Source organism: Paenibacillus sp. NPDC055715 (assembly GCF_053617595.1).
The window spans coordinates 109,665-122,214 of record NZ_JBSHGA010000004.1 but is presented as its reverse complement, the minus strand read 5'-3'; the positions used below and the strand labels follow the sequence as shown (position 1 = coordinate 122,214).

Sequence of the window (12,550 nt, the reverse complement as noted above, 5' to 3'; positions counted from 1 at the left end):
ATTGCGAGTTAGATTGTCTTCTCATTTTAGATTACATATTTACACTTTTTTTGCTTTCCATGCTTGTATTTTTTCAAATTAGGTCAGCGGGAGGACGAGAGATTATGAACACATTCGAAGCACTGGAGTCCAATGTAAGATCCTATTGTAGAAGTTTTCCGGTTGTTTTCAACAAAGCGAAGAACGATGTGATGTACACAGAGGCAGGAGAGGGATATATCGACTTTTTTGCCGGAGCAGGAGCTTTGAACTACGGGCACAATAATGATTTTATGAAAAACCGGATTTTGGATTATTTAACCTCAGACCGGATTATGCATGGTTTGGATATGTATACTACGGCCAAACAGGAGTTTATTGAGTCTTTCTCCGAGCGTATTCTCCAGCCCAAGGACTTGAATTATAAACTGCAATTTTGCGGTCCGACTGGTACTAATGCGGTGGAGGCCGCATTGAAGCTTGCACGCAAGGTGAAGAAAAGAAATGGAGTTTTTGCTTTTATGGGCGCGTTTCACGGCATGTCGCTAGGCGGTTTGTCTGTTACCAGTAACAACTCCATGCGAGAGAGCGCCGGTGTATCCTTGAATAACGTTACCTTCATCCCTTTTAACAGTACGTTTAACGGCATGGATACCATTTTATATATGGAGCAGCTTTTAACGGATACCCATTCTGGGGTGGAAAAGCCAGCGGCCATTATTTTGGAAACAGTACAGGCTGAGGGCGGTATTAACATTGCAGATACCGAATGGCTGCGTGATTTACGGCAGCTGTGCGATGATCATGATATTTTGCTGATTATTGACGATATACAGGTTGGCTGCGGCCGGATTGGTTCGTTCTTCTCGTTTGAGCGGGCGGGTATCGTTCCTGATATGGTTGTTTTGTCCAAGTCAATCAGCGGATACGGACTGCCTATGTCCCTGTTGCTGCTCAAGCCGGAATTGGATATATGGAGTCCTGGTGAGCACAATGGCACCTTCCGTGGAAATCAGCTTGCTTTTGTCGCTGCAAAGGCAGCGCTGGAGTTCAGGGATACGGTAGGGCTGGAAGCACAGGTGAAGGAAAAAGAGGCTTTTGTCCAGCAATTTTTGCGTGAACATATTCAAACCATTGATCCTCTCATTAAAATTCGTGGCTTGGGCCTAATCTGGGGAATTGATGTATCCCATCTGGGAGAAGCGTTCGCCAAGGAGGTATCGACTCTCTGCTTTAGTAGGGGGCTCATTATTGAGCGGGCTGGGAGTAACGATACGGTAATTAAAATTATGCCAGCGTTAACGATCAGCTTGGAAAACCTGCGTGAAGGTTGCAATATTATTAAAGAAAGCATGGTTCAGGTGTCCAGCACATTGGTTACTTTGTAAATCTTCATATTTTAACAGATCGACGGGAACCTCCATCGCTGCTATTTTCAAGCGGCAGGAGGTTCTTTGTCAAATCACTAATGATGAGAATAATTATCAATGAACAATATTGGAGTGAAACGCTGTTCAGGATTTACTCGGACCTCATTCGTTTCGCGCTTTTCAGGCTTGCATGAATCCAGTTGCCGTCTCTCTTGCAGCTTTCACGCATGATCGGTATGAGTGGCTACAAATTGAAAATGGGCTACAAGGAAATGTACGGAACAACCGTCTTTGGAGATCTGCGCGAACAACGGCTGGATCAGGCACTTCATTTACTGCAATTCGGAGGAAATACTGTGACGGAAGTTTCTTGTGCGGTGGGTTATTCCAATCCAAGCTACTTTGCAGAGGCGTTCCGAAAAATACGGCTGCAATCCGGGTACGCTTGACGTGTGGGGTTTTGCGATTTCATCTATCATTTGGGGTTTGAGCATCGGAGGGCTGGTCAGCTTGATCTAGGCCAAAGCTTCACAGCAGGTTCCGTCCAAATATGTTCTCTCTGCCATCGGGTTTATTTCTATATTTTATGCAGTAGAGCAGATGCTGGGGCCGGCGCTGCCAGGCTGGATGATCGAGCATATGGGGGGCTTTGCCGCCGCTTATGACTTGGGGGCTGTGGTCTATACATTAGGTTTCGTGCTGAATAGCAGGAGGAAGGTCGCTTCCGTGCAATCAGAACGCAGTTCGTTATCATTCTTGATTTGAAAATTAAACTTAAAAAAGCCCCTTGGTCGATAAACTGGCACGTTCTGCGTCACGGCAGGTGGCAGCTCCAACCAAGGGGCTATTTGCAATAACTTAAGAAGTAACGGTTTGCGCGTATCTTTGCGCGGATTGCTCAAGCTCCTCATCGGTCAGAGCCCCAGCACCATATTGCACGAAATAAGGAAGCAATTTGACACCAATCATGTGGCTTGTAGCTTCGAGAGGTCTCAACAGCTCCTCGATCGTGTATTTGTTCCGTCCGTCCTGTTGATAGTTTTCCTCTACACCAGCGGCAGACAGAGCAATCAATAACTCTTTGCCTTGCAGCTTGCCACCTTCGCTTCCAAATGCCCAACCATAAGTCAGCACCGCATCTTCCCATTTTTTCAGCAGGGAAGGGGTGCTATACCAGTAAAAAGGAAATTGCAGTACGATACGGTCATGCTGCTCCAGCATTTCCTGCTCTTGAGCTACATTGATTTTCTCATCCGGGTATACTTCATACAAGTTATGAACGGTTACACCCGATTGCTTTTTGAGCTCATGGGCCCATCTTTTGTTAACGCGGGACTCCGCAAGATTAGGGTGGGTTACAATAACAAGTGTTGACATACGAAAAACATCTCCTTCAACTTATTTTATGTAAGTAAATTACGTTATGACTTGTAATTATTATAGTTTCAGCTTATAGTTTTGTCAAATGATTTGTCTTTTAAAAAAATAAATCTCCGGCAAGCGAGTGCCGGAGAAATCCCCCTGTGAATATGCTCTGTTGAATTAGGCAAGATGATTGAGCGAAACTATCTTATTCTTGCCAGAACGCTTGGCTTGATATAGATAGTCGTCCGCTTCCTGAAAGAACGTGTCTTTGTTCATTTCTTCTGTATAGCTTTTCAGCCCAATGCTTACGGTTACGGAAATATTTCGCTTTTTTTCGTAAAAGGTCATCTTTTCCACTTCGTGCCGGATGTTTTCGGCGATTTGATAAGCTTCTTCAAAGGTATGCTCGAACATCAGGATGGCAAATTCCTCACCACCATAGCGGGCCGCAATATCATCAGCTGTAATCTGCTCTGTAATGATTTGCGAAATACCCTCCAAAATTTTATCTCCGAACTGGTGCCCATAATTATCATTAATTTTCTTGAAATTATCAATATCCACTAACGCAAGATGGATAATGGCGCCTTGCTCAGCATATTCGAGTGCTTTTTCATAGAAGTTCTGAAAGGACAAATAATTGTACAATTTGGTTAACCCGTCGGTCATCGACATTTTGCTTATAATCGCGTTACTGATCATCAACTCTTGCTGGGCGCGCTGTGTTTTGTGCAAATCCACTAACAGATCGCGACCGCTTGCCTGAATAATGAGAGCCATAAAAGTAGACATAATCAAAAAGGAAGGGATTGCCACGATATCAAAGCCCGACAAATAAGTACGGAATGAACTATCCACTGCCAACAAAAGAAAAAAAACCACAACTTGCAAGACAAAGGAGATCCATATTAAGCGACGATTGAAAAACAGGATGGATGAGAAAATAGGCAACAAACACAACGCGGTAATAATTCGGATATCGTAGTTTAGTCGAATGATCGTCCAGCAAATGACCGTGCTCGCTATAAACAGAATCGCGAAAGAATACCTATTACATTTAAAATGAACTATTTCTGCAAGCAAATTGGAGCCACTCATGATCAGTGTCGGAACAATAAGGGTTTTAACGTAAAATTCATAAGGCGAAGCGTGGTAATCAAGAAACAAATAGCAGCCCAACTGGGTGATAAAATGTGCGGCAATAATCATCCAGTACAGTAATAACATTTTGTGTACCCAGCGGGCTTGCTTCATCTTGCAATCCATGGTTTGTGTAAGTCGATTTGCCTTGGTCATGATGTCACCACACTTAATATATCTTTAGCCATTCTCGTATTATAAGATACTATGTGATGAAGTTGAAGCTAATTTTTTAGGGTCGATTTAGGTGCCAATGTACTTGGCAATGTACTTGTCAGCCCAATAACAATTTAACCCGGTGGTTAGCACCATCTCCTGCAACCGGCAGAACATTGCCCGTGAGGACAGTCTCATCTTTCGTGACTGTAGCTACACCCTTGGATATTTGTTGTGGATTCGTGATTTGAATCACGTAGGTATCGCCGCGAAAGACGCGAGTGATTGTGAATTAGTCCCAGGCGATGGCTGAGATTGTTAACCACATGATAAAAGGATCGCTTCAAATACTCAAACAGGTTAGCGGTATGCTCTTCATTCCCATCGAAGGGCACCTGTTCGTCTAATATGGCGAAGTCTACGGTTTCTTTAATATACGCAGCAGTGCCGACAATTAGCCACAACGGATCATCGTTGAAGCCGCCGCCGACTCGTGGTTTCCTTTTTTGGTTAAAGGCTGGTACTGATGATAAAGACCTTGGACAGCAGATTGTTCCAATAGGCCTCGCACGTGTTCAGGTTGCGCTGAAAATGGGTCATATCGTCATTGAGAGGTGTGGATGACATAGGCAAAATACATTATTATATTCAAACAAGAAGCTGTTCTTCCTAAAAGAAGCGGTTTCCTGCCTGATGCAAAAGATGCTTAATTTCCGGACTTTTTTCTTGAATTTGCAAAAAAATAAAATGGGTAAATATACCTTTATATGCTAAAATGAATGAGTTAGGACTCAGCATGACAGGAGGTTACAAGAATGGCACCCATCACATTGTTTTTCATTCCATATGCAGGCGGATCGGCATCAGTCAGCTTCAAATGGAAAAGGCTGCTGCTTCCGCAGATTAAGCTTGTTCCGCTGGAGCTGGCGGGCAGAGGTATTCGTTCCGGAGAGCCGTTAAAGGACAGCATTGAGGAAATGAGCGAAGATTTATTGCTCAAGATCGGTCAAGAGATAGCCCCCGGCGATCCTTACGCCATCTATGGTCACAGCATGGGAACGATGATCGCATTCGAGCTGTACTATAAACTGGTGACTGGCGGTTATGGCAAGCCTGCTCATCTGTTCGTATCTGGTGGACGGGCACCGCATGTCCCGAGAGATTTCCCGTGGACCCATGATTTGACCGCAGAGCAGTTCAGGACGCATTTGCAGCGGTATGGTCAGCTTTCGGAGGTCATTTTTGACAATCGCGAATTATACGACTATTTTATCCCGGTGCTAAGAGCGGATTTCAAAGCCGTTGAGACGTATAAGTACACGGACCAAGCCGTACCTTTGAATTGTTCGGTCACAGCCTTGACAGGACTGGCCGATAACACGATGACCTTGCAAGATGCAGAGGCGTGGGGGCAGCATACAGATCAGAATTTTCAAATTTTCACCTTTGATGGAGGGCACTTTTTTATTCATGACGAGGTGGAACGAATTACGCAAATCATTAATGAGACCTTGGAACGCAGTGCTGTGGCAAGCAGGACGCCATATTAAAAAAAGAGGTGATTTGAAGTGACTGTAGGCGTATTGGCGCAATTGTTTGGCCAAGTTGCCTTATCGCGAGTTGGCTGCAAAGGTAGGCGAAGCAGGCTTCACCCATGTTCAACTGGCTCCGTGGAGAGCGATCAGTGATGTGGACTTTAACAAACCGGGCAAGTTCAGCTCGGGAATGGACGCTGTCTATCGCGAAGGAATTCCGCAAGCACAGATTATCCATATCGGTTCTTGGGTGCTATTTGCCTTTTTTTGAACAGGATGAGGAACTGCTGCGTGAAAATGTAGGGCACTTTAAAGAGCTGATCCGATATGCGAGCCTGATAGGAGCACCAATGATGGCTGCTGAAGTCGGACGTAATGAGGATGGCGGCGGAGAAATACCGTCATCCCAGATGGCTGAATCCAAACGCTACATTGAGGGACATCGCTTAGCGGCTCAGGAGGAGCAAGAAGTACAGTCGTAATAATAGTATTCTTTCATACTTCGAGAATTGTTTGGGAGACTTGGAAGCATCTACTTTTCCAAGTCTCTCTTCTTTAGCTTTGTTTAACCTTGCACTACCGCCACAATCACAAGCACCCAGCTTGCTAAAAAAGCGACCCCGCCAATCGGGGTAATCGCTCCGAGCTTTTTCACGCCGGACAAGCTAAGAGCATACAGACTGCCGGAGAACAGGAGAATGCCTGCGAGCATAACCCAGCCTGCGGTAACGATCAGAGAAGAATGGACCAGATTTCCTGCAACTGCTCCGAGCAGAACCAAGCCCAGTCCGTGAGCGATATGATATTGGATACCTGTCTGGAATATGCTCATCATGTCTGCGGAAAGTCTTTTTTTCAAAGCATGTGCCCCGAACGCTCCTAGAGCTACGGCTAAAAACATCATCGTACAACCAAGCACCAGTAAAATTTTCATGTTGTAACGCCTCCCTGTAAAATCGTACCGATTTCATGTGATTTCGTCAAATTTCATTGCTAAACCCTAAACTTATTGATTTTTTCGACTCTCAATTGGCGGCGGGTGTGGTATATTTTTGCCAGGGCCAATGTGAAGCATTTGGAGCTAATGGACAGCGTGTCCTCCACCTTTTAGATGGGAAAGTGAGGTAAGGGCCCTGTCTTTTTGTGCTGTCGTTTTTCTGAACAAAAGCTTGTGTAAAGCCAAATTTGATAATGGAGAGGATAGATGCAAAAGTGATCAGCCCGCCGCCATAGCCATGCAGGCAAAAGCGATATGAACATACATTACGTTTAACCAATCGCCATGTTTCCCGAAGAAGATTGCTCTGGCCAATGCGCTCATGGCTTCCCCTTTGTTCAACCCCCGATGGATTTTTCGCCGCAGCGCCTCGCTCGAAAGGTGATCCAGGATGATGAAGATCGTTTTCTCAATACGCTCCATTTCCCGTAGCGCGGTTGCCAAGCTGTTTTGTCGTGAATAGGAACCGATTTTCCCCATAATGAGTGATGCTGAAACGGTGCCTTCCCGGATGGAGTGAGCCAGCCGTAGAACATTATCGTAGTTTTCCTGAATGATCTTTGTATTAAACTGTCCGCGCAGCAAGTTCTCCAATTTAGTAAAATCGGAAGGGTTCCCAATAGCGTAGAGCTTGGAATCAGCCAAGTCGCGTAAGCGCGGCGCAAAACGAAATCCAAGCAGATGCGTTAAACCAAAGACTTAAAATATTTAAAGCATATCTTCAAACTTTCGTTTAATTGGGCACCAACAGCAAAATGCGGATGTACAGGCCATTTGTACGCCCTTTACAAGACCACTGTATGATGATATTCTATAAACATGACGTTAACGTAAAGTTTTGAGGTGAGCAATGAAAGACCGCATGCGCATAGGTGATTTAACCGAACGAGCCGGGGTAACTCACCGCACCGTTCGATATTACGAGAGTATAGGACTGATCCCTCCTGGTGAGCGAGAAGGCAACAGCCAGCGCTACTACACAGAAGAGACGGTGGCCCGCCTCCGGAAAATTGACCAATTAAAGAAGCTTGGGCTCAGCCTGGAAGAAATAAGAGACGTTATTGATCTCTATTTCATTGACCCTAGTGGAGTACAACCTAAGCAGAAAGTCCTCTCTATCCTGCGGCAGCATCTGGCAGAGGCTGATCAGAAGATCGGTGGGTTACAGCAATTCCGCGCTGATTTACAGGCCAACATCGAACGCTTCGAGCGCTGGTTCGAGGAAAGAGAGTAGCATTAATTTTTTTTACTCCAAAGATGACGTTAGCGTCATCTTTGATTACAAACTTTTTGTAGGAGGGTCAAATATTATGAATGAAAATATCGGATTCATCGGACTTGGCAATTTAGGCTTACCTATAGCTACCAATCTCCTTAATTCCGGATATGCTCTCACGGTGTACAACCGAACTGCGAGTAAAGCTGCCTCACTAGTTGCTCAGGGCGCACAGCTGGCGTCCCGGCCGGTTGAGACAGTAACGAGCGGGGGAATTGTTGCAACTATTTTATGGGGTGATGCATCTGTCGAAAGCGTCGTCATGAACGAAGGCTTCTTAGAGAAGCTTGGAACAGGCGGTGTTCACATCTCGATGAGTACGATATCGCCTGACACATCAAGGAAGCTTGCAGCTCTTCACGCAGAGCATGGCAGTATCCTGGTGGACGCGCCGATCTTCGGAGTGCCACAGGCAGCAGTCGCCCGTCAACTCTCCATCCCCATGGCAGGACCGCAAAAGGCCAAGGAACGCATTCGACCGATTCTGGAGGCGATGGGAGGATCGAATATTTTCGACTTCGGTGAGAAAGTCGGCGCAGCAAACCAAGTTAAGCTCGCTGGAAACTTCATGATAGCTTCTGCCGTGTACACAATTAGAGAAGCCCTCGCGATGGTCGAGAAAAACGGGGGCGATCCCAAAGCCGTGATTGATATGCTAACCCAAACGCTGTTTAACGCTCCTATCTATAAAAGATATGGCCAGATGGTTGTCGACAAAGAAGCGCATCTGTTCACACAGAACAAGATCCCATTGAAGGATGTAGGTATCTTCAAAAAAATGGCACAACAAGTGGACTCGCCCGTTCCTATGTCAAGTCTATTGTACGACCTTTTGAGCATTGAGCAGAGACAAGACTAACATCAAAATCCGGTGCGCGTTCATGAGATGATACCCGCTTTTATTAAGCAATTCCAGCCAATAGATGTTAAGAAATTCATAGTAGGGGTAGTCCCAGCGAAGCTGACACCAGGGGTAAAGTAAATGTAAATAATTAGCATGAAGACCATGGGTACACATAAGTGAACCATGGTCTTTGGACATGAAGATCACACCTATACCCTTCACAATTATCGGATCGTCGGCCCTGATCGCTGTAAATTTAGATTGTGATTCATATCTTGAGAGATTCGCGGCGTTCATGCCATTTCAATGCGGGTTAGACCTCAGCTCTGGATAGATCATTAAGCGCCGCTTGAATGTGTTCATCGGACACTGTGTGCAGTACCGGACGATCGCCAGACGAAATTATTTCTTATGGTATTGCCTTCCTAAAAAACACCTAACAAAAATAAAATTTTCTCTTGTTTGGTGTTCCCATTTAAAATGTAATTTTGCTTATTTGCATTTTAGAGATAACCTTTTCAATTGATTATCTGTCAAATTCAACGTTCAAGAAACCCCGCACTACATATTTCGTCTGCATTTTTCAACAAGAACATATGTTTGTTTTTTTCTTTTCTTTTGAGCAAATATTTTGTATGATAAAAGAGACGTGAATGATAGAGGAGGAGTTTGGATGTATCGACAAGTGGATGATTTTTCAAAGGAATGGGCAGTGGCTGTAAAAGGGACATTGCAAGTATTACAAGCCGTAACAGATGACAAATTAGGACAAAGTATTTTGGAAGGGCACAGTACACTAGGTTGGTTAGGCTGGCATTTAGTAGAAACAACCGGTTATTTTAGTCATTTAGCAGGTTTAACTGTACCAATGATTGGTCAAGATGAATCAGTTCCAGCGACAGCAAGAGAAATTGTAGCAGCTTACGAAAAAGCAGCAGAGGCGGTCAAGGAAGAGGTAGCCAAGCTATCCGATGAGGACATGCTAACAGAAACAGGCATTGCGAGTCTTACAACAAAAGGCGAATTATTACGCTTCTTAATTGACCACCAAACACATCACCGCGGCCAAATGATGGTACTATTACGTCAAGCAGGCTTACAAGTACCGTCTGTGATGGGACCAACAAAAGAAATGCACTAACGAAAAGATGCTCTCCTTAGCGTATAAGGGAGCATTTTTATTTACGAATCTATAAAATCTAAACTTGAGAAATATATCCAACCAAGGTAACATGCAACAAACTTATTCCTGGGAGGGTTCACATGACGGCTGTTGCTAATCCATAAGAGCAGTACGGGTTTTCGAACCAATGCTTCCGACGGGTCAAACTTCGGCAAGTTTTACTACAAGGAGTGTGAGTGCTTCTATTCAGTTTCCAACCGACTCCAATTGGTCGAACTGCTAAACTGGGATTTTAGCAAAGTGATCAAAGTGTACAGCGACAATACGGAAGCACTAATTTTGGCTGATCCGCTTTACTATGACGGAACCGATTATTACGAGGACGGCTTCTCTCTCAAGGATCATCGTGATCTTGCTCGTCGGCTGGCAACAATCAAAGGCAAGGCGATGGTGCTGCACAGCGAGAACGATCAGATTCATAAGCTATATACGGGCTTGGGGTTCAGCTTCAAGACGATACGGACGAAGTATGCTTCCCGAAAAGCAATATCGGACGAAGATGGCAACCGGACAAGTCCAATAGCGCCGTTGTATATGTACATGAATTTCTAGTGGGGTTCAAGCGTGGAAGGCTACACTAGCGAGCGGTTATTTTTCAATACCTCTTGTTTTTATTCTCTAGACAATGGTAAAATGTTATGGGAACATGTGTTTGTTTTTTGTGTTTTCCACGGATAGGGGGAATAGGTGTGGTTGAAATCGTTGAAAAAGAGCAATTTTCGGTATTAGGAAAGGGGGTTGCTAATGAAGCTCCCAAATGGATACCGTCATTATGGCAAGAAGCAAATAATAACTTTATTGAGAAAAGCAACCTAGCCATCCATCATCATGTGCAAGCGGCTCCCGTTTGTTTCGTTAAGGAGTCGATGCGTACATGATCGAATTGACGAACCGCCAGGCACGGCAATTTCTGTTATTGAAGCACGGGCTGTTAGGTGAATATCAATTTACTGAAAAGCAGGGAGTATTGGGTTTTGTGCGGCAGGTCGGCTGTATTCAATACGATCCCATCGATGTTTGCGGAAAAAACGCCGAATTGGTGCTACAATCTCGAATCAAAGGATTTACCAAGAACATGCTCGACGAGTTGCTGTATAAGGATAGATTCCTGATCGATTATCCCGACAAGAATTTGGCTATTATCCCTGTCGAGGACTGGCCGTATTTTGAGCGGTACAGGCAGGCCGCCCGACAACATGCCAAGCGTTATCCCGAAATGGAAGTATTGACAGAACAAGTGCGGGTTCACATCCAAAATCACGGTGCTCTAAGTTCGGATGATCTAAAATTGGATGGAAATTTCTCGTGGCAATCGGTCATCCACTGGAGCAGCGGAAAGAATACATCCCGTTCGGTGCTGGAACAGATGTACTCGACAGGCGAGTTGATTATCCATCATAAAAAAGGAATACGTAAATATTACGATATTGCCGGGAAGTACATACAGCCAAATCTGCTGAATGCGTCGGAGCCGCTGAAGGGCGAGCTTGAGCATCACAAGTGGCGGGTACTGCGCCGGATCGGCGCTGTTGGCCTTTTATGGAATCGCGCATCCGATGCCTGGCTAAACATTTGGGGATTGAAAGCGGAGCAGCGCAACGAGGTTTTCCGCCAGTTGTTGGACGAAGCTCGCATTGTTGCTATTGCCGTAGAGCAATTGAAGGATACGCTGTACTGCCGCGCGGAGGACTTGCCGCTTATTGAAGCCGTCCTGCAAAATCCGGAGCTGAAATTTCGCTGCGAGCTGATTGCCCCGCTGGACAATTTGATATGGGACAGAAAGCTGATCAACGAATTGTTTGGCTTCGATTACACCTGGGAGATTTACAAGCCCGCAATCAAACGGAAATTCGGCTATTATGTACTGCCTCTATTATACGGAGAAAGCCTCATCGGACGAGCCGAGGTCATCGCGGAGCGAAAAGCCGGGACGCTCGTTGTTAAAAACATCTGGTACGAGAACGGCATACAGCCAACAAAGCAGTTGCGAACAGCCTTGAACAATTGTTTTCAAAATTTCGCATTATTCAACGGATGCGAGACGATTTCGACAGAGTCTATGGACTGATATTTCCAGTTCCCCGGTACCGTTTGCGGACAAGCTTCCTCATACGAAACAGGTAAGCCGATGCGTCCGGTAGCGCCGTTTGAATTGATTGAAGTTAAAATTTGGATGTATTTACTTGATAATATCGCATTTCTGGATGAAGAGCAGGGCGGTTCAAGCAATGACGAGGGACTTCTTTCTTTTCAAGAGCTGAAAGCCGATCCGGGCAAACCAGGTGTCGAAAGTGTGTTAAGAGAAGTAAGCAAGCTGCGAACGTTTCAAAATCTAGAACTTCCGGATGATCTGTTTCGTGAAATCCCTCTTAAAGTATTGACCCAGTATCGGCAGCGAACTGTGACAGAGGATCTTCGAAGGCCCAGCCTACAATATCAAACTTTCCGATATAGACTTTCATTACTGTCAGATCCGGATTAACAAGGGCAAGGAGAGCAAGGATCGCATTGTTCCATTTCCTCAATCGTTCAAAGAAATGTTGGCCATGCACGCTGATTCAATGAATTTACTATTTAATTACATATACTTTGCGGGTGGTGTCAGCTTCGCTGGTACTACCCCGAATAGCTGGGATGGTGCCTATAAGGCGTATCCGTCGGGCACGAGTACCTTTTATGGTTTGGCTTACTCGGGGGCTCCAGTA

12 protein-coding genes and 6 pseudogenes are annotated in these 12,550 nt (G+C 45.1%); 13 read left to right on the top strand and 5 right to left on the bottom strand.

Annotated elements, in window-relative coordinates; translation table 11 throughout:
- The first annotated feature begins 104 nt into the window (after window positions 1–104).
- The 3 genes and pseudogenes from ectB to ACWGOO_RS09005 all read left to right on the top strand — a co-directional run.
- On the top strand, window positions 105–1,367 hold the full coding sequence (gene ectB, locus ACWGOO_RS09015) for a diaminobutyrate--2-oxoglutarate transaminase (protein ID WP_452482626.1): 1,263 nt from the start codon (window positions 105–107) through the stop codon (window positions 1,365–1,367).
- Window positions 1,368–1,552: 185 nt separating this feature from the next.
- Window positions 1,553–1,868: pseudogene (locus ACWGOO_RS09010) on the top strand (helix-turn-helix transcriptional regulator); the annotation flags it as partial.
- A 36-nt stretch (window positions 1,869–1,904) separates the two neighbouring features.
- Window positions 1,905–2,114, top strand: a pseudogene (locus ACWGOO_RS09005) (MFS transporter); the annotation flags it as partial.
- Window positions 2,115–2,207: 93 nt separating this feature from the next.
- Here the strand turns inward: ACWGOO_RS09005 and ACWGOO_RS09000 are convergent.
- From ACWGOO_RS09000 to ACWGOO_RS08990, 3 genes and pseudogenes are all read right to left on the bottom strand, one after another.
- Window positions 2,208–2,726: an NAD(P)H-dependent oxidoreductase gene (locus ACWGOO_RS09000; RefSeq protein WP_452482624.1), complete on the bottom strand. Its 519-nt coding sequence runs from the start codon at window positions 2,724–2,726 to the stop codon at window positions 2,208–2,210.
- A gap of 165 nt (window positions 2,727–2,891) precedes the next feature.
- The gene (locus ACWGOO_RS08995) at window positions 2,892–4,010 is read right to left on the bottom strand and encodes a GGDEF domain-containing protein (RefSeq protein WP_452482622.1); all 1,119 of its coding nucleotides are present in this window, start codon (window positions 4,008–4,010) and stop codon (window positions 2,892–2,894) included.
- A 290-nt stretch (window positions 4,011–4,300) separates the two neighbouring features.
- Window positions 4,301–4,548: pseudogene (locus tag ACWGOO_RS08990) on the bottom strand (GH36-type glycosyl hydrolase domain-containing protein); the annotation flags it as partial.
- Window positions 4,549–4,825: 277 nt separating this feature from the next.
- Between ACWGOO_RS08990 and ACWGOO_RS08985 the strand changes: the two are divergent.
- Both ACWGOO_RS08985 and ACWGOO_RS08980 read left to right on the top strand, forming a co-directional pair.
- Window positions 4,826–5,560: a thioesterase II family protein gene (locus ACWGOO_RS08985; protein ID WP_452482620.1), complete on the top strand. Its 735-nt coding sequence runs from the start codon at window positions 4,826–4,828 to the stop codon at window positions 5,558–5,560.
- Between the two features lie 18 nt (window positions 5,561–5,578).
- Window positions 5,579–5,931, top strand: a pseudogene (locus tag ACWGOO_RS08980) (sugar phosphate isomerase/epimerase family protein); the annotation flags it as partial.
- A 179-nt stretch (window positions 5,932–6,110) separates the two neighbouring features.
- On the opposite strand, the gene ACWGOO_RS08975 reads toward ACWGOO_RS08980, so the two are convergent.
- Both ACWGOO_RS08975 and ACWGOO_RS08970 read right to left on the bottom strand, forming a co-directional pair.
- Window positions 6,111–6,479, bottom strand: coding sequence for a DUF423 domain-containing protein (locus ACWGOO_RS08975; protein WP_452482618.1), 369 nt, complete (start codon window positions 6,477–6,479; stop codon window positions 6,111–6,113).
- A gap of 342 nt (window positions 6,480–6,821) precedes the next feature.
- A pseudogene (locus ACWGOO_RS08970) lies at window positions 6,822–7,241 on the bottom strand (Tn3 family transposase); the annotation flags it as partial.
- A gap of 151 nt (window positions 7,242–7,392) precedes the next feature.
- Here ACWGOO_RS08970 and ACWGOO_RS08965 point away from each other — a divergent pair.
- The 8 genes and pseudogenes from ACWGOO_RS08965 to ACWGOO_RS08930 all read left to right on the top strand — a co-directional run.
- The gene (locus tag ACWGOO_RS08965) at window positions 7,393–7,776 is read left to right on the top strand and encodes a MerR family transcriptional regulator (RefSeq protein WP_452482616.1); all 384 of its coding nucleotides are present in this window, start codon (window positions 7,393–7,395) and stop codon (window positions 7,774–7,776) included.
- A 76-nt stretch (window positions 7,777–7,852) separates the two neighbouring features.
- Window positions 7,853–8,677, top strand: coding sequence for an NAD(P)-dependent oxidoreductase (locus ACWGOO_RS08960; protein WP_452482614.1), 825 nt, complete (start codon window positions 7,853–7,855; stop codon window positions 8,675–8,677).
- Between the two features lie 658 nt (window positions 8,678–9,335).
- A complete protein-coding gene (locus ACWGOO_RS08955; protein ID WP_452482612.1) occupies window positions 9,336–9,803 on the top strand; it encodes a DinB family protein in 468 nt (155 codons plus the stop codon).
- Between the two features lie 282 nt (window positions 9,804–10,085).
- Complete coding sequence (locus ACWGOO_RS08950) at window positions 10,086–10,397, top strand: hypothetical protein (RefSeq protein ID WP_452482610.1); 312 nt, start codon at window positions 10,086–10,088, stop codon at window positions 10,395–10,397.
- A 137-nt stretch (window positions 10,398–10,534) separates the two neighbouring features.
- Window positions 10,535–10,723: a hypothetical protein gene (locus ACWGOO_RS08945; RefSeq protein WP_452482608.1), complete on the top strand. Its 189-nt coding sequence runs from the start codon at window positions 10,535–10,537 to the stop codon at window positions 10,721–10,723.
- Window positions 10,720–11,913 carry a winged helix-turn-helix domain-containing protein gene (locus tag ACWGOO_RS08940; RefSeq protein ID WP_452482606.1) on the top strand — a complete coding sequence of 398 codons (1,194 nt, stop codon included), beginning with the start codon at window positions 10,720–10,722 and terminating at the stop codon, window positions 11,911–11,913. The genes ACWGOO_RS08945 and ACWGOO_RS08940 overlap by 4 nt, the downstream gene beginning before the upstream one ends.
- Before the next feature lie 84 nt (window positions 11,914–11,997).
- Window positions 11,998–12,327, top strand: coding sequence for a hypothetical protein (locus ACWGOO_RS08935; protein WP_452482604.1), 330 nt, complete (start codon window positions 11,998–12,000; stop codon window positions 12,325–12,327).
- Window positions 12,328–12,382: 55 nt separating this feature from the next.
- A pseudogene (locus ACWGOO_RS08930) lies at window positions 12,383–12,547 on the top strand (glycoside hydrolase family 48 protein); the annotation flags it as partial.
- Window positions 12,548–12,550 lie beyond the last annotated feature (3 nt).

Coding starts and splice junctions, on each gene's coding strand:
- ectB (WP_452482626.1), top strand. CDS start 105: ATGAACACATTCGAAGCACTGGAGTCCAATGTAAGATCCTATTGTAGA.
- ACWGOO_RS09000 (WP_452482624.1), bottom strand. CDS start 2,726: ATGTCAACACTTGTTATTGTAACCCACCCTAATCTTGCGGAGTCCCGC.
- ACWGOO_RS08995 (WP_452482622.1), bottom strand. CDS start 4,010: ATGACCAAGGCAAATCGACTTACACAAACCATGGATTGCAAGATGAAG.
- ACWGOO_RS08985 (WP_452482620.1), top strand. CDS start 4,826: ATGGCACCCATCACATTGTTTTTCATTCCATATGCAGGCGGATCGGCA.
- ACWGOO_RS08975 (WP_452482618.1), bottom strand. CDS start 6,479: ATGAAAATTTTACTGGTGCTTGGTTGTACGATGATGTTTTTAGCCGTA.
- ACWGOO_RS08965 (WP_452482616.1), top strand. CDS start 7,393: ATGAAAGACCGCATGCGCATAGGTGATTTAACCGAACGAGCCGGGGTA.
- ACWGOO_RS08960 (WP_452482614.1), top strand. CDS start 7,853: ATGAATGAAAATATCGGATTCATCGGACTTGGCAATTTAGGCTTACCT.
- ACWGOO_RS08955 (WP_452482612.1), top strand. CDS start 9,336: ATGTATCGACAAGTGGATGATTTTTCAAAGGAATGGGCAGTGGCTGTA.
- ACWGOO_RS08940 (WP_452482606.1), top strand. CDS start 10,720: ATGATCGAATTGACGAACCGCCAGGCACGGCAATTTCTGTTATTGAAG.